This window comes from Fredinandcohnia onubensis, assembly GCF_002734285.1.
Taxonomy (GTDB): Bacteria; Bacillota; Bacilli; order Bacillales; family Bacillaceae_L; genus Ferdinandcohnia; species Ferdinandcohnia onubensis_A.
Map to the genome: position 1 here is coordinate 14180 of NZ_NSEA01000018.1, position 26465 is coordinate 40644.

Genomic DNA, 26465 nt, shown 5'->3' on the forward strand with positions numbered 1-26465 from the left:
TCATTAAAATTATTTTAATTTAATATGCCTCTAAGACCGATGTTGAAAAAAACTGCACCTACTACTCCTATCGCTACTAAGAGTGAAGAAATTGGAGCTTCATTTAATTTTGACCTGATTTTATTTAGAAATTGATGTAGTTTGTCTTTAAGCACAATATTAACTCCTAAAAGCAGTAGTGAAGGAAGCACCATTACAAGATTGTACCCAGTTATAATTAAGATGGAAGGAGTAGGCTCTATTGCTAGGTGATCCATTAATAAAATTGAATAAAAGTAAGGCAATGCAGTTACAAATTCAATTAGAAAAACAATGCTTCCTAATATGATCATCCCTTTGATAGTTGTGTTTGTGGGTATAATTGAAATTAAACGTTTTTTTGTAGTATCTTTTGGTTTACTGAAGCTAATTAGAACAAGAACCATTCCAAAAAGGATATAAAACCAATTGATAAAGTCAATTTCAGATAATTGTTCGATTCTCGTCAATAGTGATTCTCCACCAAAGTATAGTAATAAACCCATTACAAAGTAGCCTAATTGCGTAATAGATAGAAAAACAAGCAAGCGAGAAGATAATTGATTAGGTTGTGTCAATAATAAATAGGCTGTTACAGCGAGTACACCAGGACTTAATATGTCAACTAAGGCACAAATGGAAATAATTATTAAGGCTGTTGATATGTCTATTAATGAAGATGGCATCATTGCTTCAATCGTTTCTATCAATTAAATAGTACCTCCTTTTTAATATGTGGTATTATTATAATACAATGTGCTAAAAAGATAATAACACACTGTGTTAAATAGGGGAAGTGGTTTTAATAATGCCAAAGATTGTTAATCATGAGCAAAAGAGGAAGTCGATCGCAGAAGCTGCATGGAATATTATTAAGCAAGAAGGGTTTGAGAAAGCATCAATACGCAGAGTTGCAACTGAAGCAGGGATGTCCTCTGGTGCGTTAAGACATTATTTTTCAACACAGGATGAAATGTTATTATTTATCATGAATTATTACCTGGAAGAAGGAAAAAAACGTTCTCAAAGTAAAAATTGGTCAGAAAACCCATTGCAAGCAGTTGAGGAAGTTCTATTAGAGCTTGTGCCAATTGACGAAAAAAAGAAAATTGAAACGAGTGTTTGGTGGATCTTTGCACTTCGCTCACTTACAAGTGATACATTAAAAGAAAAAAAAGATGAAATGACTAACGGAACGTATGAATTAGCGAATTCTATGATTCAGATGTTAGTTTTACAAGGGCTTTTACCCGAGTCAATTAATGTAGAATTAGAAACAAGTAGGCTATCAGCATTGATTGAAGGTTTGTCAATTCATGCTCTATTAAGACCTGATGTGTACTCCTCAGAAAAGGTTAAGGAAGTAATCCGTTATCATTTAGAAACACTTTGCAAAGTATGTAATTAGAAAGTTAATAAAATGAGTGCTCAATCAAATTGGGGGTGATTATGATTGAAAAAAAAACTGAATCAATTTACATAGGTAGATGTTATTGAAAGGAAAATACATTTCACAAATACAAATACTATATTCGAGTAACGAGGGCTTTTGCGGAATAAAGGTGGGATCAATACCTAAGTAGTTCAGATAACGTGGGGAAAATGGTAAATATCAAATAGAATTCTACACTAAAACACATCAAAATCAACGCACTAAATCGCACATTAAAACGCTTGGATATATCCAAGCGTTTTTCATCTTAAATTTCAATTTTTATTAAAGCACGTCATTTTAGTTATCATACATCTGGAACTCTTTTGTGTATATACCAGTCTCCATTATCATCCTGTTTCAATACAAAGTAAATAAATTCATCTTGACCAGTATATTCTTTATATTGATAAATATTAAATTGATGTCCTCCATCCTCTGTTACATTTTTAGCATCAGTAATTATCACTTTATCTGCAACTGATTTTCCGTCTTTCGATACTATAAAATCGTAAATTACCTTTCCAGGACCATTAGTATAATCTGTTACTACATTTTTGTTTTTAGCATTTTGACATCCCGCCAAAGCAAATGTAATAAGCATTATGGTTATAAGGTGAATTACTTTTGTATAATCTTTTTTCATTTTTATTCCCCCATTAAACTCTCCGTATTGTCAAAACTTTTATATTAAATAGGCTATAAAATGCCTTGATAGAGGGCTTTTTGAGCAAAAAAATTGCCACCCCCTGAATTTTAGGAAATAGTGAGGTTACCACACCAAACACCAACCTAAAAAGGAAGTGACAAGTTGTACCCTCAAATTATAACCTATTTATTAACTTTTATAAACTATCAAGCACAGGTCATTCGAACTTTGCTTACTCTTCTTGTGGGGAAGAGTATGTTTGAAAAACCTGAAGAAACACCTGTTAATAAGCCTTATCGTAAGCTTCAAGTAGATGATCTTCCGATCATTGAACAACCAGAAAGGTTAGATTACAGGGCCCTTTTGAAAGAATTCCAAGAGGAAAAGGGAAAGCCTCTAAAACCTGTGCAAAGGCGGAAAAATTCAACGCTAGTGCCAACATCCATGGACTGTCCAAAGTGTGGTGCTCCATCCGATTATCTATACCCCAATAACGGAGGAAAAGGACAGTATCAATGCAAGGTGTGTAAGTGTCTATTTAATGCTAAAAGTCGATATCACAAGGAACTAATCCTAAAGTGTCCTCACTGTTCAAAGTCCCTTGAGAAGATCAAAGAACGAAAAGATTTTAATGTGTTCAAATGTAAAAACAATGACTGTTCTTACTACAAAAACAAGGTGAAAAGAATGTCTCAAAAAGAGAAAAAACACTTTAAAAAAGATCCGCAAGCCTTTAAGGTAAGATACATTTACCGTGAATTTCACATTGATTTTCAACCTTTATCCAAGGATTCACCTAAGAAACCAAAAGTGGATTTATCTAGGATTTATGTGTCTTCCCACACATTAGGACTGATCCTGACCTATCATGTCAATTACGGACTATCAGCTAGAAAAACGGCTGCACTCATGAAGGATGTTCACGGAATAACCATCTCTCATCAAACCATTTTGAACTACGAAAAAAGTGTAGCAGTCACTTTAAAGCCTTATGTGGATTACTATCCGTATGAGCTTTCCGATCAATTCTGTGGTGATGAAACCTATATCCGTGTGAATGGGCGCTGGCATTACCTGTTCTTCTTCTTTGACGCGGTAAAGAAGATTATACTGTCCTATCCAGTGTCTCCAAACCGTGATACACCATCAGCTATTCGAGCGATAGATGAAGTACTAGTGAAAATGAAGGAGATTCCAGAAGACCTCACATTCATTGTTGATGGAAATCCAATATATCTTCTAGCCCAACATTTCTTTGCCCAACACGGAATTCCATTTGATGTAAAGCAAGTTATTGGGCTAACAAACGAGGATTCAGTTTCGGAAGAATACAGACCATTAAAGCAAATAATCGAAAGGCTGAATCGAACTTTTAAGGGCAATTATCGATCCACACATGGCTTTGGATCGGAACAAGGGTCTGTTGCATTTATAACCTTGTTTGTAGCTTACTTTAAATTCTTAAGACCACATTCAGCCTTGGACGGAAAAGTGCCTGTTGTTAATCCCGAATTGGATAGGCTCGCCAACATGCCTGCCCGTTGGACAAAGTTGATTGATCTTGCCCAACAATGGATTGTAGAACAAACAGCCTAGCTTTTGTTTAGCAGAGCCCTAAGTTAGCAATCGGCGAAGCGAACTCTTGACAAACCGAACGGAGAAAAAGGTTAAAATTGGTAATGGTCAAGGGTTATTTGTCATGCCTACTTTTGTTCCCTTCGCCCTTGATACTTTTATCGCAACCTTTTTCGACTGTTTGTCAGGAGCGATTGCGGGGCCTTCCGACCCAACAACTGGAAAAAGAGTAAATCACTAATGAGTTTTCATAGAACTTTTGACACTACCATTTTATAAATCTATTGTGAGGTTTTTATGAAAAGAAATAAAAGAATATTCTATTATAAATAAAGGCTATACCCTTATTTCTTTCCATAAACAAAAACTTTCGATAATTACCCTTATGGAAAGCTTTTCATAAAGGCAAAACGCATTTGGCCATCGCCATTGCATTAGAAGTCATAGATCAGGGTCAAACAGCCTTATTCATTCGGTCCGATGACTTTATCGAAACAGCTAAAGAGGCAGCCGAGCGTAATCAAATCAAAAAGTTTCTAAGACAGTATTCAAGGCAACCCGTCCTCATCATAGATGAAATTGGTTACGCCCCTTTTGATTCAATAAGTGCTCAAATATTCTTCCAAGTAGTTTCAAAGCGATACGAAGAAGGTTCTCTGATTATCACTTCGAATAAATCGTACAGTGAATGGGGAGATATGCTTGAAAGTTCGGTCCTCGCGACCGCCATTTTGGACAGGCTTTTACACCATAGCTCCGTGTTCAACATACGAGGTGACTCATATCGGTTAAAGGAGAAAGTTCGCGCCGGTATTGTCCCCACAAAAGAAGGATTGGGGGCAGCTCATGAATAAAAAAAGGATGCGTTATGATTACGAGCAGGAACAGTGGTATGTAGATATACAGGGCAGGAAATACGCCCTCCATTGTGGGGAAAGTTTTGAATTACACATAGGAAAAAAAACCATTCCCTGCAGATTAGAATTGGCCCTGAGTTGGTATGTAATAATGGACGATGTCCGATTCGATTTACGCGAAGGGGATCAATACACGATCAGTTTGTAAATCCCCTTGGCCCCAGCGGCAGCCGGCGAAATTTTGATTCTGGAGGGGGGCTAGCCCCCCTCCAGAATCAAAAACACGGCTCCACTCTAAAAAAATAAACCGGCTAAAAAATAAATTTTTACACCGGCCTTGACAATAGTATATATAACTGTATTATTCATTGGTAGATCGTATTAAAAAATTAGAATAATGTTGTAAAACTGAATATCTCAGGATTGTGACTGTTCGGCAGGCAAGACCTAAATGGAAAGGAAGTATGTACCTTCTGTGTGTACATAGCCTTACCCATTTCAGGTCTTTTTTTGTTAAAAAAAGATTAATAGACAAGGAGCTTTTAACATGAAAAAGAAATGGATTATATCGATAGGAATAGTTGTTTTTGCATTACTCTCTATTACCATTACAGGAGTTTTGATAGAAAAGCAACTAAACTCCAAATTAGAAAATACAAATCAAAATAATGACCAACCAGTAGGGAAAACTCTTAGTGTCCAGGCCCTTCATCAATGGGGATTTGATGAAGGAACAGGAAAAGTCACTCGAGATCATGCACAATCTATTCCGTCTGAAATTCAGCATGCAGGAAAATCAGCTCCGCAATGGAAAAGCGGAATAAGCGGGAAAGCATTACTATTTGATGGTTATTCAAACTGGATTGAACTAGCGCCAGAGCAGGTTCATATACCAAATGATGCTTTTTCGATTGAAGCATGGGTTGCACCTAGAGCGTATGAATGGGGAGACAACGGGCAACCATCTGTTATTATGAATCAACATGATAAGGAAAAGAAACAAGGTTTTATTTTAGGCATGGGAAGGCATGGGTATATGACGTTTCAGCTTGCTCTAAACGGTGAGTGGCATGAAATTTGGTCTCCTGAAGGGAAAGTTTTGCCGAAAGATAACTGGTCTTTCATTGTTGCACAATTTGATAAAGAAACAAATAAAATTTCTCTATATTTAAACGGTGAACTTGTTCAAGAAAAAGAAGTGCCTGCTAATAGCGAGTTTACACAAGCGAATCATTTGCCGTTACGTGTTGGAAAGCATAATCAGGCAGTCGCTGTGTCTGATGTGTTTCAAGCAAATATGTTTAATGGTTTAATGGATAATGTTTCACTTTACAATAAAGCATTTAGCAATGAAACAATTAAACAAAACTATGAAAAGGTCCTTAACGAGTTGAATAATGAAGTACCTATACCAGATACAGGATTTGATCGAACCGTTTATAAAGGAGACCGTTATCGCCCGAATTACCATTTCACAGCACCACAGCATTGGATGAATGAACCGCATGCACCAATTTATTATAACGGAAAATATCATTTGTTTTATCAGTTTAATCCAGCAGGGCCTTTTTGGCATCAAATTCATTGGGGACATGCTACGAGTGATGACATGGTTCATTGGGAAGACAGCCCGATTGCTTTAAGTCCAACTGAGGGAACTGCAGCACGTGATGGTGTTTGGTCTGGAAGTGCGACTTATGATAAAAATGGAGTACCAGTGTTATTTTACACTGCTGGACACGATGAAATGAATCCGAATCAAATGACAGGGATAGCGAGGGCAGCAGATGCAAATGATATCAACCTGGATCGTTGGAACATGAATCCTGACCCTGTAACAATCCAAGAAGAGAATATTGATACTCCAAAAGGAAAGGTAATGTTTGGGCAATTTCGTGATCCGTACGTATGGAAACATGGAGATAAATGGTATCAGCTTGTTGGCTCTGGTGTTGAAGATGCGGGAGGAACTGCTTTGCTTTATACGTCAGAAGATCTTGAACACTGGAAGTATGAAAAACCATTAATGATAGGGGATAAAGGAAAATATCCTCTGACAGGTGATGTGTGGGAACTGCCGTTTTTAGTGCCAATTAAAAACGATGAAACTGGAGAACAAAAATATGTATTAATGATTAGTCCTTATTTTATGTCTCCTAGTCCACATGCTGCTCGATTCACATTTTATTGGGTTGGGACTTGGGACCCAGATAGATTGGAGTTTATCCCTGACACTGAGGAGCCTAAAATGTTTGATTATGGTGAACATTTTACAGGAGCACAAGGGTTTGTGGACGAGAAGGGACGTACCATTGTAACGAGTATTTTACAAGACAGACGTTCAGAAGCTGACAAATATCAATCAGGATGGGCACATGGTGCAGGTATGCCACTAGAAATATATTTAAGTGAGAAGCAGGATCTTGGTATTCGACCGATTAAAGAGGCTAAATCACTTCGAAAAGATGAACTGCTTGCCATTGAAAATACAACATTGACTGAAGCGAATAAACAGCTTGAAAAAATCAAAAGTGATCAATTTGAAATCGAGTTAGAACTTGATGTTTCAAATACGAAAGCTGCTGGATTGAAACTATTAAAAGACCAAAATAATCGGGAAGAAACGACTGTTTTTTATGATAATGAGAGCAAAATGATTAAGATTGATCGCGAACGATCAAGCGAAAAACCTGATATTGAAAAAGGAATTCAAGGTGGGGAATTAAATCTTGAAGACAATATCTTAAGACTGCAACTATTGGTTGATAAATCTATTGTTGAAGCCTATATAAATAATGAAAAAAGCATATCCTCTCGTGTGTTTCCAACGCTTGATCAATCAAAAGGTATTGAACTATATGGTATAGAAGGAGAGCCTTTTGTACGCTCGATGAGTGTATGGAGTATGGATACAGCGATTGAAGAAGAGGAAGATTAAATAATACCTATTTGTACCAATGTTGAGTTAATATTTTACTATAAGTTTTATGAGAGCTAGTAAAAAAGTAACTATCAATTCATGTGGAATTAAGAGTCTATTATACTATTGATATAAATTGTCGAAAAGAATAGAATGATCTGTGTAAACAAAATTATGCGGGATTGTGACTGGTTAAGCAGGCAAGACCTAAAGTGTATAAAGGGCAATGTGTACCTTTTTGGTAGACATATCCTTATACATTTTAGGTCTTTTTTTGTGGTCAAATAACGAATTTTGACTAGTCTGCAAAAACAGAAAATTCTTAAAACTACCGCGAAAAATGGAGGAAAAGGAAATGGAAAAGAAAAGTAGTACATTAAAAAAACTTGTGCTGTCAGTAGTTGTTGCAGCAAATTGTCTTGCAGTTACACCAGCAATGGCAGCAGATGATGTGTATCAAACTTCAATCTGGTCACGTCAGCAAGCAGAGAAAGTAACTCTTACGGAAGAAACAACTGCACCTAAAATTGATCTTGAATTTGATCTTGTAGCACCAGACCAATGGGTATGGGATACATGGCCGCTGCAAAATAGAGATGGTTCACTTGCGATTATTAATGGCTATAGAGTTGCATTCGCATTGGTAGCACCTCGTACATTAGGATGGGGAGAGCGTCATACTGAAGCAAGAATTGGGATGTTCTATTCGAAAAACGGAAAAGATTGGACTTACGCTGGAATTCCTTATGACTATGATAAAGCTCTAGGTTATATGCAATGGGCTGGTACATCTATGATCGATGAAGATGGGAAAGTGCATTTATTCTATACAGCTACTGGAGATCGAGAAAATTGGGACTACAACGGATGGGATAAGCGAGCAGTACAGAAACTTGCTAAAACGACTTTTGACATCAGTACTGACAAAAACGGAGTTCATTTGAGCAATGAAGGAAAACACGAAATCATCCTTGAAGCAGATGGCAAACATTATGAAACAATTGAACAAGCAGACAGCCCGATCATCACTGCATTCCGTGATCCATTCTTCTTCCAAGATCCGAATACAGGAAAAGAATATATTATCTTCGAAGGACAAGCTGGAAGCGACAGAGATTTTATCAAACCTGAAAATATCGGTGACGAAGAATACCGCATGACACATACCGTTCCTGCAGGGGCAGAAAAGTATAACGGTAATATCGGAATCGCAGAAGTACTTGATGAAGACGTTAGTGAATTGAAGCTTTTACCTCCTTTATTAGAATCAGTTGGTACAAATCATCAAATGGAGCGTCCACATGTTGTAATAAATGGTGATGATTATTATTTATTTACAATTAGCCATACATTTACGTATGCTCCAGGATTAACTGGTCCTGATGGTGTTTATGGATTTGTTAGTGAAGGATTGTTCGGTGATTATAAACCAATGAACGAAAGTGGACTTGTTATTGCGAATCCAAAAGATAATCCATATCAAGCGTATTCTTGGATGGTTCTTCCAGATCAGCAGGTCATCAGCTTTATTAACGAACCAAAAGATGAGAACGGTCAAGTGAAATTTGGAGGAACATTCGCCCCAACATTAAAAATCAAGCTTGATGGAGATACATCTAAGATTACAAAAGAAGGTAAACATGGTGAAATTAAGCCATTTGGTGCAAACCGCTAATAAAGATTAAAAATTGAAAGGAGAAATTAGCATGATCCTTACGAATAAAAAAGCAGTATCGGCAATCGTATTAGCAGCAAGTGTTGTAGCATCGAGTTTTTCTGGACTAACTGTTAAAGCAGCAGAAACAGAGGTAACGACAAATTGGACAAGAGAACAGGCGTCAAATATTGAACTTAATCAAGATAATACTTTACCTTATACAGATATAAGTGAATTAGAGAAATTAGCACCAGATTATCATATTTGGGATACTTGGCCACTAACTGATCGTGATGGAAATATCGCATCTGTTAAAGGATGGAAAGTGTTGTTTGCATTATCAGCACCAAATGATGTACTTCCAGGTAAAGTACATGATATCGCAACAATCCGCTATTTTTATTCGAAAAATGGTAAAGATTGGACACTTGGCGGAACACTTTTCCCAGAAGGAGCTTCATTAGGTTCTCGTGAATGGGCTGGTTCTGCAATGATGGATGATGGGAAAATTCATGCATTTTATACAGCGACTGGACATAGAGGACAAGAGCATTTAACTTTTGAACAGCGATTAGCAATGGCTACAGGTGATATCATTGCCGATAGCAATGGAGTTCACTTTGAAAACTGGGGTGATCACAAGATCATTTTAGAACCAGATGGTAAATATTATCAAACAAAAGAGCAAGCACAGCAAGGTGAAGGCGGAGGCTATGCTTTCCGTGATCCAATGTGGTTTAAAGACCCAAAAACTGATAAGGAATATATTCTGTTTGAAGGTAATTCAGGCGGTGCTGTAGGTGAACGCACATTTAAACAAGAATATGCAGGAAGTACTGAGTACACAAGTGAAAATCCAGTTCCTGCAGGTGCTGTACATGCGAATGCCAACATCGGTATCGCAGAGGTAGTTGATGGTGATCCTTCAAATCTTAAAATGCTTCCACCACTTTTGGAAGCAAATTATGTAAATGAAGAATTAGAACGTCCTCACATCGTTGTAAAGGATAAAAAATATTATCTTTTCACAGATAGCCATATCAATAAATATGCTGAAGGGCTTCAAGGTCCTGAAGGTCTTTATGGTTTTGTTTCTGATACATTAATCGGTGGTTATGAGCCGTTGAATGAAAGTGGTTTAGTTTTAGCAAATCCTCCTGAAAATCCATATCAAGCATATTCATGGCTTGTTCTTCCGAACTTAAATGTAGTAGGGTTTGCTCATTTTGGAGATTTAGGTGATATGTCAATTGGTGATGTAGGAAACCAATCACCAGAATTCCAATTTGAACATTTTGGTGGAACGTTAGCTCTAACAGTTAAGCTATCAATCAAAGGCAATACTACAAAAATAGTAAAAGAATATAGCCCTGGTTGGATTAAGCAATAAGGAAATGATAATAGAAATGGTCAGCTAATCGTGCAAGATATTGGCTGACCATTCTGTGCATTTTGTTTTAGATATTATAGGCCATGTTTAATAGAAGTCTATTAGGGGGAAACAAGAATGGAACGGAAAAGAAATAAAAAGGGCATATTTTTTATAGCAGCAATAATAGGACTTTCTGCTATATTCGCACCTATTGTAAGTTCAGGTGTATCTGCCAAAGAGAATATTGATACTTATAATTGGACTCGTGAAGATGTTAGTAGTCTTTCAATAAATGATAAAAATACAGCACCAATGATCAATAAAGATGAACTTGTTAACATTACATCTGACTCTTATATTTGGGATACTTGGCCATTGCAAGATAAGAATGGTCATCCTGCTGTAGTTAACGGCTATAAAATTATTTTTGCCTTGTCAGTGCCAAAAGATGTGCTTCCTGGTAAGCGACATGATACAGCTGAAATTCATTATTTCTTTTCAAAGGACGGTAAGAGCTGGGAGTCAGGTGGCCCTGTTTTTAAAGATGGAGAAGCATTGGGCTCAAGGCAATGGGCTGGATCTACGATCGTTCATAAAGATGGAAAATTACAAATTTTTTATACTGCAACTGGTAAGAAAGGTGAAACTCAATTAAGCTATGATCAAAGAATAGCAACTGCAACGGCTGATATAAAAACAACGAACTCCAGTGTTGCATTTGAAAATTGGTCAGCACACGAAATGATTCTCGAGGCAGATGGCGAATACTATCAAACAAGTGAGCAAACAGGATCAGAAGAGTCTTCCTATGCATTCCGTGACCCGTATTTTTTCCAAGATCCAAAGACTGGGGAAGAATATCTTTTATTTGAAGGAAACTCTGCTGGAAAGCTTGAAGACCGATTATATAAACATGAATATATTGGTACCTCTGCATTTCGCCAATACCACGTCATTCCTGAAGGTTCAAAAGCCTTTAATGGAAGTATTGGCATTGCAAAAGCAACGAATCAAGATTTATCTACATTTAATTTGCTACCACCATTGTTGGAAGCGAACTATGTAAATGATGAACTTGAAAGACCAAGTCTTATGGTAAAAGGAAATAGCTACTATCTTTTTGCAAAAACACATAGTGAGAAATTTGCCTCAGGTCTTCATTCTCCGGAAGGATTATACGGATTTACTTCAGACTCACTTTTTGGAGGCTATCAACCTTTGAATGAAAGTGGACTGGTAATTGCAAATCCTACCGATAATCCATATCAAGCATATTCATGGATGGTTATGTCAAACGGCACTGTGATTAGTTTTGTGAATTATGTTAATGTAGATGGGAAAGATATTTATGAAATAGGCGAGCAATCACCAGAATATCAATTGGAGCATTTCGGTGGTATGCTGGCACCTTCATTAAAACTATCGATAACACGTGATGAAACAAAAATCGTTCACGAAAAAAAACAAGGAGTTTTTAAATAAAGTAAGTCTAATTAAAAACGAATATGGGAATAAGTGGCGTTCAGTATATTTTACTGAGCGCTACAGTCAGTTATATAGCTTTTCATTTTTTTACTTAAGTTACAATGCACAAAACTAAGTAATACCCAACGAATACTCTAATAAGGAATAAATATAAGGTGGAAGATGATTATACAAGACCAACAGAAAGAAGCAAAAGATATCGCTAAAGAATTAGTAACGTTATTAGGTGGCAAAGAAAATATTATAAAGATTACTCATTGTACAACTCGATTACGTTTTGAACTTCATGATGAAAGTATAGTAAATAAAGCTGCAATAGATGAAATGAACGGTGTACATGGTACCTTTTCAAGACTTGGACTTTTTCAAATTATCATAGGTAGTGGTATTGTTAATAATGTATATAGAGCCATTCTTGAAATAAACCCAGCACCTGTTACGAACACTCCTAAAACAAAATCACCAAAGGTAAGAATGAACCCTTTTGTTCAATTTGCTAAAACATTGTCAAATATTTTCGTTCCGATTATTCCTGCTATTGTCGCAAGTGGTTTATTAATGGGACTTATTGGAATGATCAAGGTGTTTAATTGGGCACCTCCTGAAAGTTCATTAGTGAAAATGATGGAAATCTTTTCAAGTGCGGCATTTATTATTTTGCCTATTTTAATTGGTTTTTGTGCAGCAAAGGAATTTGGCGGTAATCAAATTCTAGGTGCGGTAATTGGTGGAATATTAACTCACCCTTTACTGTTAAGCCCCTCCATGCTTGGGGTTAAGGTGCCGGAATCTATGGAAGTACTGGGAGTTGCAATCCCCTTAATTGGGTATCAGGGAACAGTGATTCCGATTTTACTTTCTGTCTTTTTTATGAGTAAGCTTGAATTAGGATTGAGAAAAATAATACCAACTGCATTAGATCTGTTCTTTATCCCATTTTTAGTTATCATATCTATTGGTTTTATCTCAATCTTAGTTATCGGCCCGATCTCACTATTTATAGGTGATATGATGACAACTTCGTTTGAATTTATCTATAAGTCTGGAGGCATAATAGCAGGATTTATATTTGGAGGACTTTATTCAATCATTGTTGTAACAGGGTTACATCATACTTTACATGCTGTTGAAATGGAATTGCTTGCAAATCCAAAGATTGGTGTGAACTTTTTATTACCGATTTGGTCAATGGCCAATATTGCTCAAGGTGCAGCGGGGTTAGCTGTGTTTTTTAAAACGAAGAATGAGAGAACGAAAAAAATTGCGATCCCTTCAGCTTTTTCGGCATTCCTTGGGATTATAGAACCGGTTATTTTTGGGATTAATATTAAACTTGTTAAACCATTCATAGGTGCAGCAATTGGAGGTGCTTTTGGAGGAGCATATGCTGTTCTTACTCATGTTGTTGCCAACTCTTATGGTTTAACAGGAATTCCAATGATCGCGATCGTAGCGCCGTTAGGGGTTTCAAATTTAATGCATTACCTCATTGGTTTGGGAATCTCTGTCATTACCGCGTTCATTGCTACTTGGATTCTTTTAGGCAAGGAAGAAATTGAATAAAGTGTTAGAGTAAAATCACAACTAATGCGAGAGCAAAAGAGGAAGGTGAAAGAGATGAGAATTAAAAAAATCTTAAATAATAGTGCGGTTGTAGTAAAAGACCGGGACGGAGAAAAGATTGTAATGGGGGAAGGAATAGGTTTCCAAAAAAGAAAGAACGATCCGGTAAATCAAGCTAAAATTGATAAGGTTTTTGTTATGAAAGATCCAAATGAGCATAAAAAATTCGAAGAAATCTTGCAATTTCTTCCCGAAGAGCATATCCAAATTGCAGAAGAAATTATCACTTATGCAGAAAAAGAATTTGGTGTCATCGTTAACGAGCATGTCCATGTAGCATTTTCTGATCACTTATCTTTTGCAATAGAACGATTAACAAATGGGATTTCTATTAAAAATGCGCTGCTTGACCAAATTAAAATTCTTTATGTAAAAGAATATCAAATTGGACTTTGGGCTAGGGGGCTAATAAAAGAGAAGCTCGAGATAGAAATTCCAGATGATGAAGTAGGTAATATTGCCTTGCATATGCATACAGCTAGAATGAATGCTGGTGATATGCAGGAAACAATAGACATTACAACAACGATTCAAGAAATTACGAGTATCATTGAAAATTCATTGATGATAAATATCGTAGAGGATACACTGTCATATGAGCGATTAATTACCCATTTACGCTTTTCACTTAAAAGTCTATTGTCTAATGAAAAGAACCATGATTATGATGAGAAAATGGTTAGTATGATTAAAGAAAACTTCACGAAAGCTTTTACATGTGCGCAGGAAGTAGGTCACTTTTTAGAAGAGAAGTATAGGATCGAATTTCCTGAGGCAGAATTAATGTATATATCGATGCATATACAAAGATTTTATAGTCGAGTTGTTGTATCTTAAGATTATCAGAACATAAAGGATGATTTTCGAATCATTCTTTTTATAATTTAATGAAAGCGCTATCTTTTTTTATTGACATGTTATAGCTGAGTGATTTATTATTGATTTAATCGATTACGTAAACGATTAAATCTTCTTTTGTTCAAAGATAAGAAAGTATAAAAATTTGGGTCTACCACAGTCATTTAAGCTGTGGTATTTTCATTTTATGGAGACCAATATATTGAGAAGAATATTTTTTGATAAACACCAACATTGGGAAGCTTTCAAAAGAAAACACGGTGCTAAAATCCGCCCTATCGTAATTAAGGAGGTTGAGAAATTTCGAGATTGTGGGGATATCAAAAATGGATTTAAGTTATTTGTGTGTGAAGGTTGTCATGATGTGCGAAAGGTTCCTTACCGATGTAAAGGTCGATTTTGTACCACGTGCTCTGTTGGAGAAAGTGAAGAATGGAGTAGGTTACATACTGAAGATGTTCTTCAGGTTAATCATCGGCACGTAATTTTTACGATTGATGAAGGACTAAGAGATGTATTTCTCCTTCACCGACATCTATTAAAAGATTTAATGGACTTGTATTCATAGTAACATTCACACCTCTGACAAACGAGAGGGTCTTTCTTGCCACTGGCTACTATTCTTTCACGCCACGTCTGGCGACGTAAGGTTTTCTTAACTTTTACAACCCAACGTCTTGCTTTTTGTTGCCAAGTACTCAACACTTTTTTACACAAGTTTTTTGATCTTCTAGAATACATACCGTAATGCCGAATAGTTTTAAATTGCTCGTCTGGGATATGGCGAATTAAACGTGAAATAAATTCTTCGACACTTACGGTTTCGGATTTGTCTTTTCCGTCAGTTTTATCCTTATATTTGAACGTAACGAATTGCCCATCATATGCCTCAATCCGATTGATTCCAATCGCTGGTCGACGAATATAACGGCCAATATAACGAAGTTGTTCTTTTATTTTTCCCCTCTGTTTAGGTGCATACACATAGAAGCCTTCGCCATTATTGGTGAACGCCTTTTGAAGTCTTGGTTGGATTCTTTTCTTTTCTCTTGGTGAAACTCCGTTTCTAATTAATTTTAATACGACCGTTTGCCATTGTTTACGAAGCATCGTAAATGGCAAGAAATCATACTGCTTCCATTCTCCTTTTTCTGTTAATCCGCCCATTGTAACTAACATATGTACGTGAGGATTGAAGTTGACCCTTGAACCAAAAGTGTGGAGTCCAGCAATAATCCCAGGTGTTACCTTTGCTTTCTTTTTGAAGAAGTCAGTAAGTAGTCTTGCAGAAGCGAGAAGTCTGCCTTGAAAATGGTAAATTAGAAATAAAGGTAGCCTTATGCAAAACTACAAGAGCTTATTTAGAAAGGATGATTAACGATCTCACCGGTATCAAAAACCCGCAAAAAGGGAAAGAAAAAGAAGAAAAACATAAGCCTAAACCAGTCCAAGCAACAGAGCGTCAGCTATGTTTGTTTGGCGTGTCATGAGAAAGAAGAGATTCCTATTAACGTGGTAAGGGATTTCGATTTAATGGATGATGGAGATCCGACAACTCCTCCTATGTTTGCATGTGAAAAATGTGGGGGTGAAATGTATCCTGAGTATTATAAAGGGGTACATGGCATAGAGTACAAATTATCGGATATTCTCTAACCATGAAAAGGACCGGGCTATGCCCGGTTTTTCTTATAGTGGTCCAGTCTTTTTTTACAAAGAATTAAAAAAGTTAATAAATGAAGTAGGTATAACTTACTGCAATGATCGCCCTGCCCCCCCATTATGTATTATTGATTCTTCACTTTTCGACATTCATATATTACTAACGGTACATACCATCTCTATTATTTTATCTAGCATATGAGGCTTTTGATTTATTTTTGAATAAGTGTGACGAAATTACAGGTTCTTAACAGTACATTTAAGAAAAATTGTTACCTTTATTACTAGAGTTAGCTACAACGTTATCATCTTAAAAAATTGGAGGTAGTGTAGATGAAATCTAGCAATAATGGTATGAACAGACGCGATTTCTTAAAAGTTGGTGGAATGAGTACCTTAGCATTAACACTCGGTACAACAGGGATCTATTCTCTCACTGGAGCTACGAAAGGCTTTGCATCTACAACAAACAATCCAACGACTGGATTTGGAGGTTATGGGCCTCTTGTAACGGATCCAAATGGTATTCTTGACCTTCCTAAAGGTTTCCATTACAAAATGTTATCTCAAACAGGAGACCTTATGCCAAATGGTGACAAAGTACCTGCGATGCATGATGGGATGGCGGCATTCAAAGGTGAAAAGAATACAACGATTCTTGTAAGAAATCATGAAAATAGTACAAACTCCAATTATCCAGTTAACGGGAAAAATCCTTGGAGTAAGGGTGCTTCCGACGGTACAACTACTTTAATTGTCGGACCAAATAGAGAGCTCATTGATCATTATGTATCAAGCTCAGGGACCATCCGCAACTGTGCAGGAGGCGCTACGACTTGGGGAACTTGGCTTACAATGGAGGAAACACGGAATATGGGCCATGGCTTTGTATTTGAAGTAAACCCTCTAGATCCTGAAAATGAGATGTCTAAAACACCTATTCGTGATATGGGTTACTTTTCTCATGAAGCTGGGCATGTCGATCCTTCAACAGGCATTTGGTATTTAACAGAAGATGCGAGCCCAAGTTTCTTATATCGTTTTACTCCGCATGACCGGAGTCAAACACTCGGGTCTCTTCAAAAAGGAGGAACTCTTGAAGCGCTAGCCATAGAGGAATTACCAAGCAGCAAGGCCAGCCAGTTCCATTCAGGCCAAACATTTGGCGTGGTATGGAAAAAACTGAACCCTGAAAGAGCCCAGCAGGATGCAAAAGATCTCGGTTGTATTGAATTTAGCCGCTTAGAAGGCGCTTATTTCTCTGAAGGTACATTTTGGTTTGATGATACAAGTGCAGGCTCTAAAAATCTAGGACGTGTTTATCGCTATACCCCTGCAACGAATACTTTAGAACTATTCTATGAGTCTACTGATAAAAACGATTTAGAAATGCCAGATAATATCACCATTACTCCTTGGGGAGATCTTTGGATTGCGGAAGATGGTGGTGGGAATGATCGAATTGTGGGATTAACACCGGAGGGTAATATATATACTTTCGCTGAAAATAGGATGAATGGTTCTGAATTTGCTGGACCTACATTCTCTCCCGATGGAAATACGTTTTTCGTTAATATGCAAACACCAGGTATTACTTTTGCAATTTGGGGACCTTTTGCAAGACGAAATTCTTCTCGCAGACGTGCAATGAACCATGCTGCACCACCATCTAGTCTTGCTCCTGTCGTATCTGAAAAACTAACTGCCTTTGCAGAAGAACAAGGTATGTCGGTTTTGGAAGCTGCAGCCCTAGAACGTCATGGAATGCCAATAATATAAATAAATAGCTCCAAGGAGGGCGAAATGTATGTTAATGATTACTGCAGAAAACAGAGACAATATCAAACCTATGGATCTCAACCTTAAAAAACAGCCGAAACAGCAAAACTGTCATAAATGCAAACAGTGCTCTTGTATTTCGAACCTCTCTCGTAGAGAAAAGGAGCTTATAAACTAATACTCTTTTATAGCTATTTAGTAGATTAATCAGAATCTGGACTGAATTCAATGGAATCAGTCCTTTTTTTCATATTATGGAAGGGTAGAGGGGAGACACTGTCTTAGGCTGGATCCAAGAGTTGGTCCAGCCTGGTTCTAGATAAGTTAAGTTACTATTAAACAGGGCGAACGGTTATTTCGTTTACATTTACATAATCCGGTAGAGTTACAGCGTATACTACTGCTTTTGCAATATCCTTTGGTTCTAGTTTTTTCCGTTCGTTATTCCGTGAACTACCGTTACCTAAAGAAGTGTCGACCATACCTGGAGATATATTGGTGACCCGGACACCGGTTTTAGCTAGTTCCTTTTCTAGTCCTGCGGAAATTGCGCGGACCGCAAATTTCGTTGCACTGTAGACAGTACTGGTCTTTGTTACTTCAAAGCCTGAAACAGACGCGATGTTAATAATATGGCCACTGGAGCGCTCAAGCATGGACGGTAGTACTGAATGAATACCGTAAAGTACTCCTTTTATATTCACGTCCATCATACTTTCCCATTCTTCTACTTTTCCTAACCGAATTTGAGAAGAAAGCATTTGACCCGCATTATTCACTAAAATATCAATGTGGTTGAATGCTTCCTCAGCTTTTTTGACTAAGTCTTCAATGTTTTGTTTATTTGTTACATCCGTCTGTACTGTTAAGACCTTTCCATTTCCTTGTTCATTTATTTCTCTTTCTACTTCGGCTAGTTTCTCTATTCTACGGGCAGCCAAGACAACATTTGCACCTTCCTTAGCTAGTTCTTTTGCAATAGCTGCACCAATTCCACTGCTCGCTCCTGTAATAATTGCTGTTTTTCCTTGTAATTGCGCCAACCTTATAACCTCCTACATACATGGATATAAAATACCGATTATTTTCAGTCCAGTCTTATTTCTATACAATAATAACTAATAGTATATAGATGAAATTATACCATATTTAGGGAAAAAGTAATGTTAGAGAGTGGGACAGTGTATCTGTCCTTGTTTCCCAATTATATTTAGATTAGAAGCGGTCAATCGTAGGCCGCTTTTTTCATTGTGTAGAAAGTAATAGAAAGATGAAAAAAAATAGTAAAATAGTATCGAATTTTACGTTTTGTAAAATTACCTAGGGTTATTTTTTTACATTACAACCAATGAATTGATAACGCTTACATGGTAAGTTTAACTATATTTAGATTATTGAGAAAATTAATACAAAGGAATGGGGATAACGATATATATAAAATAGCTTTTAGTTTAGGGATATTTTATTTAATGCATTGATATTGAAAAAAGTTTTTTGTACATATCGACCTAAGCGAAGTGCGTGTATTTTGAAACAAAACTAATAAAAAATGGGGTGTTTGATAATTTGGAAACAAAAGTAGAAAGAACCTATGAACCTTTAGCTAATCCACCATCAACCCTAAAAGGGAAATTATCGGTTATTGGTCCAGGAATCGTTGTTGCTGCAATCTTTTTGCTGACTTTGTACGAATCGTACGAAATGGTGGAAAGAAGAATAACAAATTAAATCAACCAATCTCTGAAAAAGATCCAGCTTATCGCGCATATCTTGTTTGGATGACATTCCCGCCTATGTTACTTTTGTTATTTAATGAGCCTGTTGCAATTGTTTTTATTTATGGCATTCTTGGATCCATATTTATGCCAGCACTTTCATTAGGCCTATTATATTTATTAAACTCTAAACAAATAGACCCTGTTTATCGTAATGGAAAAGCTTCTAATCTATTTTTAGTATTAATTATTTTGCTCTTCGTATATCTTGGTGGCAGTGAGCTCATTGATATGCTTTTTTAGTATCCGTATAGGTTATGTTCACACTTTAGGGTTCAAATTTATTATTTATTAACACGCAAAAGAAGCAAGGGGCGCGCCCCTTGCTTCTTTTTATATTACACGTGCTGAAATGATTCCGTTAATTTGCTTGATTCTTTCTAATATGCTAGGAACGATTTCGCCATTTACTTCATTATCAATGTCAATCATCGTATAGGCATATTCACCCTTGCTACGGTTTACCATGTCTGCGATGTTTAACTCATAATTAGAGATAGCGGATGTGATTTGACCCACCATGTTTGGTACGTTTTTATGGAAAGCTGTTACACGCGTTTTTCCTGTATAAGGAAGAGCTGCGTTTGGAAAGTTAACAGAGTTTTTAATGTTTCCAGTTTCTAAGTATTCCTTTGTCTGACGAGCTGCCATAATCGCACAGTTTTCTTCTGATTCATTTGTAGAAGCACCTAGATGTGGAGTGCAAATGGTATTCTTCATTTTTAACACATTTTCATTAGGGAAGTCTGTCATATACTTTCCAACGATTCCATCTTCAAGTGCCACTGCCATATCGATTTCGTTCACAAGCTCTCCACGTGAAAAGTTAATGATGTGAACACCTGGCTTCATAATACTGAAAGTCTGTTTATTAAACATTTCTTTTGTGTCTTTGGTTAAAGGTACATGAACGGTAATATAGTCTGACTCTGCAAAAAGCTGTTCAAGTGACATGGCACGCTGAACATTACGTGATAAGTTCCAAGCTGTATCAACTGAGATAAATGGGTCAAACCCGATAACATCCATATCTAAATCAAGCGCATCGTTTGCAACAAGTGCACCGATTGCACCTAAACCGATTACACCGAGGGTTTTACCTTTGATTTCTTTTCCAACGAATTGCTTTTTACCTTTTTCAACAAGTTGAGGTATTTGCTCACCTTTGTCTTCTAATGTCTTTGTCCAAGCAATCCCTGAAAAAACATTACGGGACGTAGCCATTAATGCAGTTAATACCATTTCTTTTACTGCGTTTGCGTTGGCACCTGGTGTATTAAAAACAACAATACCTTTCTCCGTGCATTTTTGGATTGGAATATTGTTAACACCAACACCAGCGCGTGCAATTGCTTTTAAGTTATCGCCGAACTCAAGGTCATGCATATCGAAGCTACGAACAACAATCGCATCTGGGTTCTCGCTTTGATCATCAATTACAAAACGGTCATTTTTGAATACCTTTAGCCCGCTTTCAGCAATATTATTTAATGTTTTAACTGTTTTAACCTGATTTTCAATAAGTGTGCTCATCTCGTCTACCTCACTTTTTGATTAAGATTTTCACTAAAAAACTATTAATATAAAAATTTATGAATGTCTGGATCTGTTAAGGGTGGACAGAATGTCCTACGATAAACAGAAAGAGGCAAGGGACTTTCCCTTACCTCTGCCCAGGCGAACGGCTCCGACACTATATGCTCCCTCGCGGTTATCCGCGTGCGCCAGTTACATACAGTCCTTTTGATTTGTAAGTATGATACCAAGTTTTTTGATATATTTCAAGTTTTAATTAATTAAAATTTTTAGACGATAAATGTTTCTTATTCAGCAAGTTCTGCTGCTTTTCTTTGTTTGAATTCACTCTTGATTGCGTCGAGCAGTTGTGGTTCTGTAATTAGGCGTAAGGCTGTGAGACTAAGTGCTTTAGCGCCAGTGATCAGAGCCTCGTCACCTCGCTCAGATGCTGCTGCTTCTCTAAAAGGAACGGTGTGAGGAACAAGATTATCTGCTCCAATTTTAATATAGGGGTGAATGGTTGGCACAACTTGGCTAATATTGCCGGCATCAGTAGAGCCAATGCCTTCTCTTGCGCCAGCAACAGGTTCCCCTAATCCTTCAATAACTTCTTTAAACACAGTGTTAAACGCATCATTTAACAGCAAGTTATCGACTTTGTTTTGAAAAGCAATGACATTAAGTTTAGCGCCTGTAGCAAGGGCCGCACCCTCAGCAATTGCTTTCACTCGCTGGGTGACTTCATTTAGGCTCGTTCTTGTAGCAGCACGGATAAAGAATCGGGCCTTCGCATAATCAGGTACGATATTCGGAGCATCACCGCCATGTGTGATGATGCCATGGATGCGGACATCGTCTGTTACATGCTGGCGAAGTGCATTAATACCGGTGAATAGCTGAATAACAGCATCGAGGGCATTAATACCTTTATGAGGTGCAGCAGCCGCATGAGCTGATTTTCCGATGTATTCGAAATCAAGTGGATCAACAGCTAGGGAAGGAGAGGTAAGACTTGTTTTTCCCTGCGGATGGATCATCATTGCTGCATCAATACCTTCGGTTAATCCGTGTTTAACAAAGCTTCCTTTTGCACTTCCATTTGGCCCACCTTCTTCGGCAGGTGTTCCGAAGACGACCGCCTCACCGCCAGTTTCTGCAATCACTTTACTTAAACCGACAGCAGCAGCAACACTCAAGGTTCCAATAATATTATGGCCGCAAGCATGGCCTATACCAGGTAGAGCGTCATATTCAGCTAAAAAGGCAATGGAAGGGCCGGGCTTTTCTGATTTGAATCTGGCGACAAAAGCAGTTTTGTGACCGGCTACGTCTTTTTCAACGGTAAATCCTTCGTCTTCTAAGATCTTCGTTAATTGTTCAGAGGCGAAAAATTCCTCATTTCCAATCTCTGGATTTGCGTGGATACTGTGGCTTGTTTCAATATAGCGTTTCTTATGTGTATCAATATTTGCTTTAATTGTTTCGCTTAAATTTGTAATGACATTGGTCATGAATCCTTCCTCCTTTTTTTACAAAAAAGAGGGAAACCTACGTTTCCCTCAGCTACTTGTTATTACCAGCCAATGTTTTCTAGTGGAACAAAGGTTGGAATCAGTGCTCCGCCATATTCTTTATTGATGAATTCAGCTGTATCTTCTTCCTGGAATAGCTCAGCAATGCGTTTGTATGTTTCATTATCTTTGTCTTCTTTGTTCACTGCAATAATGTTAAGGTAGTCAATTGCTGTTTCACTTTCATGGAAAATGGAGTCATTAACCGGATTTAAACCAGCATCTCTTGCAAATCCGTTATTGATGATACCTGCATCTACATCAGGCAAAGCTCTTGGGATTTGAGCAGGAGCCGTTGGGATTAATTCAATGTTTTTAGGATTTTCAATTACAGCTTCCTCAATCGTTCCGAGACCATCATAATCATCGACTAGTTTGAGCAGTCCAGCCTCCTGTAACAAGAGAAGAGCTCTTCCTTGATTAGATACATCGTTTGGTAAGGCAATTTTCGCACCATCTTTAATTTCATTTACATCCTTAAGTTTGTCAGAGTAAATAGCCATTGGCGCAAGGTACGTAGTTGCAATTGGAACTAGGTCTAAATTGTGCTCTACAATAAATTGGTCAAAGTAGGCAACAGTCTGGAATGAATTGGCATCCAATTCGCCATCAGCAAGTGCTTTGTTTGGTAGAACATAGTCACTGAATGAGACAAGTTCAATCTCGATTCCTTCTTTGGCTGCTTTTTCAGATACAAAGTCCCAAGTGCGAGTGTCTGTACCAGTGATACCGATTTTAACGTGTTTTGTTTCGGAATCTGTTTCTTTTCCACTTGCGCTATTGTTAGAGCAAGCAGCTGTGAATGCTACTAATACCACTAGTAGGACTGTTAATGCAAATTTTTTCATGTCGTGTTTCCTCCTAAATTATCTTCTTCTTATTTTTTTTGATAAGGTGTTGCCGAATGATTGTAAGCCTTGAACCATTATAATCAGAATGACAACAGTGATGATCATTGTAATAGTGTCAAAGCGCTGATAGCCATAGTTAATGGCCAGGTCTCCAATTCCTCCGCCACCGACTGTACCAGCCATGGCAGATGCACCAATCAGCCCGATTGTTGCAATTGTGAAGTTTACAACTAATGAACTGAGCGCTTCTGGAAGCAAGAATCGGAAAATCGTTTGGAAGGGAGTAGCCCCCATCGCATTGGCTGCTTCCAGCACACCCTCGTCCACTTCAAGTAGTGAGCTTTCTACTAATCTCGCAATATATGGTCCGGCGTAAAAGACGAGTGGAACAATCGCTGCGGGTGTGCCAATAGATGTTCCGACGATCAAACGGGTAACCGGAATAATCGCGACTAGTAAAATGATGAACGGGACGGAACGAAAAATATTAATAATTGCATTTACGATGGTAAAAACGGGTAGATTTTCAAGCATCTGTCCTTTACGGGTGACAAAAAGCAGAATGCCTAATGGCAGCCCGAGTACAATTGAAAAGATAAAGGAAAACCCGACCATTTGGACCGTTTCAATGACCGCTTCGATGATCTGATCTGAATTAACTAGCATGGGATGTCACTTCCTTGAAGCTGATTTGTTTGGACTGCAGATACGTTAAGGCACGCTTGACTTCGGCATCAGGTCCCTGAATTTCTACAATTAGGTTACCAAATGGAATTCCTTGCAGCTCTGTGATACTACCGTAGAGCACGTTGATATCGATATCCAGTTTCTTGGCAAGTTGCGATAAAAACGGCTTGCCTGTTGACTGGCCGATAAAGCTAATGCGAAAAATATTCTGGGATCCTTGATTATCTTTAATCATGTTTAAGATAGATTCAGGAATTTGATCATGCATTACCGTGCTGACAAAGTTTTGTGCAGTTTTAGTCTTTGGAGCGGAAAAGACATCAAAGACGGTTCCTTCCTCAATCACTTGTCCTGCCTCCATGACGGCTACGCGGTCACAGATTTCTCTAATCACGGACATTTCATGGGTAATCATCAAAATCGTAATATTATATTCTTGATTGATTTTTTTCAATAGCTGCAAAATCGAGCTGGTTGTCTGAGGATCCAACGCAGAGGTTGCCTCATCGCAAAGCAGAATCGAAGGTTGTGTTGCCAAGGCTCTGGCGATGCCGACCCGCTGCTTTTGCCCACCGGAAAGCTGATCCGGATAGACATCCGCCTTATCGCCTAATCCTACGAATTCAAGTAGTTCTGTAACCCGATTTTTTATTTGCTCTTTTGGTGTTTTACTTAAGATAAGAGGCATGGCGATATTTGCGTAAACTGTTTTTGAGTTTAAAAGGTTAAAGTGTTGGAACACCATTCCAATATTTTTCTTTACTTCGCGAATCTGCTTTTCTGGGAGAGTCATTAGGTCATGGCCATCTACAATCACTTTTCCAGAGGTTGGGCGTTCAAGGAAATTCACACAACGGATTAATGAACTTTTGCCGGCACCACTAAATCCGACTACTCCGTAGATTTCCCCTTTGTTGATTTTTAAATTGACGTTATTTAAAGCGTGAACTTGTTTGCCGCCGCTGTCATATACCTTAATCAAATCCTGAAACTCTATCACTTTATGATCTCCTTTCGTCTTTCCCTTAAAAAGTTCTCTTCATAGAGAAGAAGGACACAATTCTCTAAAACATATTTCTATATAAGGGTCGACCTCTCATTGGATAAGAAAATTATTATATTATAAAAATATAAAAGCCCTCTTCAGACAGAAGAGGGCAGAAAGTTAATTCCAGTATCCTCTTCTTATCTCTCAAGCTTACTTGCTGGAATTGGCACGGTACAAATCGTCCGTTGCCGAGGTTTCACAGGGCCAGTCCCTCCGCCTCTCTTGATAAGAAGTATTTTTAATATGTTTTAAACTATACATCTGGAATATACTATTGTCAATATATTTTATATAATTATATTATTGCTATTATCAGAAAAGAGTTATTGTATGATAATTTAAACATTATTAATAAAAAAGTTATTTATTTGGTCCGTAAACACGACTTTCGATTGATTTTGATTCACCCTTTAGTCGTTTTGCTAGTGTTTCTTTCCAATTCGCTGCAAGGTATTTGCAGGATGCAAGTTTCGCAGCTGCCTCCATATCATCTTTCTTTTCATGCATGATTTCATTGCAACGAGCAATGGTCCATTCAGGGTATGGGCGTTCTACTAACTTGATTTTTTCCTGCTCTTTAACAATGCCTTCTTTGACAACGCGAAAGTACCATCCGGTTCGTCCGCTATTTTGAATCCGTAATGCAAAATCTAGAATTTTAAAGCGACGCGCAGGCTTCCAACACGGCTGACGTGGTTGTGAAACTTGAACCAAAGCTTCACCAACCTCATAAATATCCCCGATGCAAACATTGGATTCATCGAGACCCACAATAGAGAAGTTTTCTCCCATTGCTCCTGCTACAATTTGATCATGATTCAATTCGCTTTGCCATTTTTCGTAATGGGTTGCTGCATAGGCAAGAACTGCTTTTTCAGGTCCACCGTGATTTATTAAATCAGCTTGACCATCCCCGGTTAAGCCTTCTTTATTAAGCATTACCGGATTATGAATGGGTTCTTTAAAAATACCACTTGTCCATTCTTTATCCATGAGCTTTTTTGCATTTGGATCGCCCATCGTTTTGGGTTTGCCAATAAATAATTGATTTATGTATGGTTGGTTTTCCATTTTCGTTATCACCTCTAGTTTTAGTTTACCACTGTTGAATAGAAGGAATCTGTCCAA

22 protein-coding genes, 4 pseudogenes and 2 riboswitches are annotated in these 26465 nt (G+C 37.6%); of the genes and pseudogenes, 16 read left to right on the forward strand and 10 right to left on the reverse strand.

Features of this window, described 5'->3' with window-relative positions:
- Positions 1–14 precede the first annotated feature (14 nt).
- On the reverse strand, positions 15–728 hold the full coding sequence (locus CKJ95_RS17145; RefSeq protein ID WP_099354671.1) for a GAP family protein: 714 nt from the start codon (positions 726–728) through the stop codon (positions 15–17).
- 98 nt (positions 729–826) lie between these two features.
- On the opposite strand from CKJ95_RS17145, the gene CKJ95_RS17150 reads away from it, so the two are divergent.
- Positions 827–1426, forward strand: coding sequence for a TetR/AcrR family transcriptional regulator (locus CKJ95_RS17150; protein ID WP_099354672.1), 600 nt, complete (start codon positions 827–829; stop codon positions 1424–1426).
- 331 nt (positions 1427–1757) lie between these two features.
- Here the strand turns inward: CKJ95_RS17150 and CKJ95_RS17155 are convergent, their stop codons facing one another.
- A complete protein-coding gene (locus CKJ95_RS17155) occupies positions 1758–2096 on the reverse strand; it encodes a hypothetical protein (RefSeq protein WP_099354673.1) in 339 nt (112 codons plus the stop codon).
- A gap of 165 nt (positions 2097–2261) precedes the next feature.
- On the opposite strand from CKJ95_RS17155, the gene CKJ95_RS17160 reads away from it, so the two are divergent.
- The 11 genes and pseudogenes from CKJ95_RS17160 to CKJ95_RS17205 all read left to right on the forward strand — a co-directional run.
- On the forward strand, positions 2262–3695 hold the full coding sequence (locus CKJ95_RS17160; RefSeq protein ID WP_099354674.1) for a DDE-type integrase/transposase/recombinase: 1434 nt from the start codon (positions 2262–2264) through the stop codon (positions 3693–3695).
- A gap of 46 nt (positions 3696–3741) precedes the next feature.
- Positions 3742–3915 carry a hypothetical protein gene (locus tag CKJ95_RS23495; protein ID WP_180271562.1) on the forward strand — a complete coding sequence of 58 codons (174 nt, stop codon included), beginning with the start codon at positions 3742–3744 and terminating at the stop codon, positions 3913–3915.
- A gap of 172 nt (positions 3916–4087) precedes the next feature.
- Positions 4088–4528: pseudogene (locus CKJ95_RS17165) on the forward strand (ATP-binding protein); the annotation flags it as partial.
- Positions 4521–4739 carry a DUF5348 domain-containing protein gene (locus CKJ95_RS17170; RefSeq protein ID WP_099354676.1) on the forward strand — a complete coding sequence of 73 codons (219 nt, stop codon included), beginning with the start codon at positions 4521–4523 and terminating at the stop codon, positions 4737–4739. The pseudogene CKJ95_RS17165 and the gene CKJ95_RS17170, both read left to right, overlap by 8 nt.
- 339 nt (positions 4740–5078) lie before the next feature.
- Entirely contained in the window at positions 5079–7469 is a 2391-nt protein-coding gene (locus tag CKJ95_RS17175; RefSeq protein WP_099354677.1) for a GH32 C-terminal domain-containing protein, read from the forward strand.
- Positions 7470–7806: 337 nt separating this feature from the next.
- The gene (locus tag CKJ95_RS17180; RefSeq protein WP_099354678.1) at positions 7807–9126 is read left to right on the forward strand and encodes a glycoside hydrolase family 68 protein; all 1320 of its coding nucleotides are present in this window, start codon (positions 7807–7809) and stop codon (positions 9124–9126) included.
- 31 nt (positions 9127–9157) lie between these two features.
- Positions 9158–10498, forward strand: a complete 1341-nt coding sequence (locus CKJ95_RS17185; RefSeq protein ID WP_099354679.1) for a glycoside hydrolase family 68 protein — start codon at positions 9158–9160, stop codon at positions 10496–10498.
- Positions 10499–10615: 117 nt separating this feature from the next.
- Positions 10616–11962 carry a glycoside hydrolase family 68 protein gene (locus CKJ95_RS17190; protein WP_099354680.1) on the forward strand — a complete coding sequence of 449 codons (1347 nt, stop codon included), beginning with the start codon at positions 10616–10618 and terminating at the stop codon, positions 11960–11962.
- Between the two features lie 165 nt (positions 11963–12127).
- The gene (locus CKJ95_RS17195) at positions 12128–13528 is read left to right on the forward strand and encodes a sucrose-specific PTS transporter subunit IIBC (protein WP_099354681.1); all 1401 of its coding nucleotides are present in this window, start codon (positions 12128–12130) and stop codon (positions 13526–13528) included.
- 54 nt (positions 13529–13582) lie between these two features.
- Positions 13583–14425, forward strand: coding sequence for a PRD domain-containing protein (locus CKJ95_RS17200; protein ID WP_099354682.1), 843 nt, complete (start codon positions 13583–13585; stop codon positions 14423–14425).
- Positions 14426–14633: 208 nt separating this feature from the next.
- Positions 14634–15002, forward strand: a pseudogene (locus CKJ95_RS17205) (transposase zinc-binding domain-containing protein); the annotation flags it as partial.
- Here the strand turns inward: CKJ95_RS17205 and CKJ95_RS17210 are convergent.
- Positions 15002–15736, reverse strand: a pseudogene (locus CKJ95_RS17210) (IS91 family transposase); the annotation flags it as partial. The pseudogenes CKJ95_RS17205 and CKJ95_RS17210 overlap by 1 nt on opposite strands.
- Between CKJ95_RS17210 and CKJ95_RS17215 the strand changes: the two are divergent.
- Both CKJ95_RS17215 and CKJ95_RS17225 read left to right on the forward strand, forming a co-directional pair.
- Positions 15736–15936 (forward strand): annotated as a pseudogene (locus tag CKJ95_RS17215) (IS91 family transposase); the annotation flags it as partial. The pseudogenes CKJ95_RS17210 and CKJ95_RS17215 sit on opposite strands and share 1 nt — an antisense overlap.
- 505 nt (positions 15937–16441) lie before the next feature.
- A complete protein-coding gene (locus CKJ95_RS17225; RefSeq protein WP_099354684.1) occupies positions 16442–17887 on the forward strand; it encodes an alkaline phosphatase PhoX in 1446 nt (481 codons plus the stop codon).
- 335 nt (positions 17888–18222) lie between these two features.
- Here CKJ95_RS17225 and CKJ95_RS17230 read toward each other — a convergent pair whose 3' ends face one another.
- Entirely contained in the window at positions 18223–18930 is a 708-nt protein-coding gene (locus tag CKJ95_RS17230; RefSeq protein WP_099354685.1) for an SDR family oxidoreductase, read from the reverse strand.
- Between the two features lie 523 nt (positions 18931–19453).
- On the opposite strand from CKJ95_RS17230, the gene CKJ95_RS23500 reads away from it, so the two are divergent.
- Both CKJ95_RS23500 and CKJ95_RS23505 read left to right on the forward strand, forming a co-directional pair.
- Positions 19454–19615 carry a hypothetical protein gene (locus CKJ95_RS23500; protein ID WP_180271563.1) on the forward strand — a complete coding sequence of 54 codons (162 nt, stop codon included), beginning with the start codon at positions 19454–19456 and terminating at the stop codon, positions 19613–19615.
- 65 nt (positions 19616–19680) lie between these two features.
- The gene (locus tag CKJ95_RS23505; RefSeq protein WP_180271564.1) at positions 19681–19905 is read left to right on the forward strand and encodes a hypothetical protein; all 225 of its coding nucleotides are present in this window, start codon (positions 19681–19683) and stop codon (positions 19903–19905) included.
- A gap of 90 nt (positions 19906–19995) precedes the next feature.
- On the opposite strand, the gene CKJ95_RS17240 is transcribed toward CKJ95_RS23505, so the two are convergent.
- From CKJ95_RS17240 to CKJ95_RS17265, 6 genes are all read right to left on the reverse strand, one after another.
- Positions 19996–21195, reverse strand: coding sequence for a phosphoglycerate dehydrogenase (locus tag CKJ95_RS17240; protein WP_099354686.1), 1200 nt, complete (start codon positions 21193–21195; stop codon positions 19996–19998).
- A 131-nt stretch (positions 21196–21326) separates the two neighbouring features.
- A riboswitch (ZMP/ZTP riboswitch) is annotated at positions 21327–21404 on the reverse strand.
- An 81-nt stretch (positions 21405–21485) separates the two neighbouring features.
- On the reverse strand, positions 21486–22691 hold the full coding sequence (locus tag CKJ95_RS17245; protein WP_099354687.1) for a M20 family metallopeptidase: 1206 nt from the start codon (positions 22689–22691) through the stop codon (positions 21486–21488).
- Positions 22692–22753: 62 nt separating this feature from the next.
- Positions 22754–23599, reverse strand: a complete 846-nt coding sequence (locus CKJ95_RS17250) for a MetQ/NlpA family ABC transporter substrate-binding protein (protein WP_099354688.1) — start codon at positions 23597–23599, stop codon at positions 22754–22756.
- A gap of 18 nt (positions 23600–23617) precedes the next feature.
- Positions 23618–24268, reverse strand: a complete 651-nt coding sequence (locus CKJ95_RS17255; RefSeq protein WP_099354689.1) for a methionine ABC transporter permease — start codon at positions 24266–24268, stop codon at positions 23618–23620.
- On the reverse strand, positions 24258–25289 hold the full coding sequence (locus tag CKJ95_RS17260) for a methionine ABC transporter ATP-binding protein (protein WP_099354690.1): 1032 nt from the start codon (positions 25287–25289) through the stop codon (positions 24258–24260). Before CKJ95_RS17260 ends, CKJ95_RS17255 begins: the two co-directional genes overlap by 11 nt.
- A 182-nt stretch (positions 25290–25471) precedes the next feature.
- Positions 25472–25569, reverse strand: a riboswitch (SAM riboswitch).
- A gap of 128 nt (positions 25570–25697) precedes the next feature.
- A complete protein-coding gene (locus CKJ95_RS17265; protein WP_099354691.1) occupies positions 25698–26408 on the reverse strand; it encodes an MOSC domain-containing protein in 711 nt (236 codons plus the stop codon).
- Between the last annotated feature and the right edge of the window lie 57 nt (positions 26409–26465).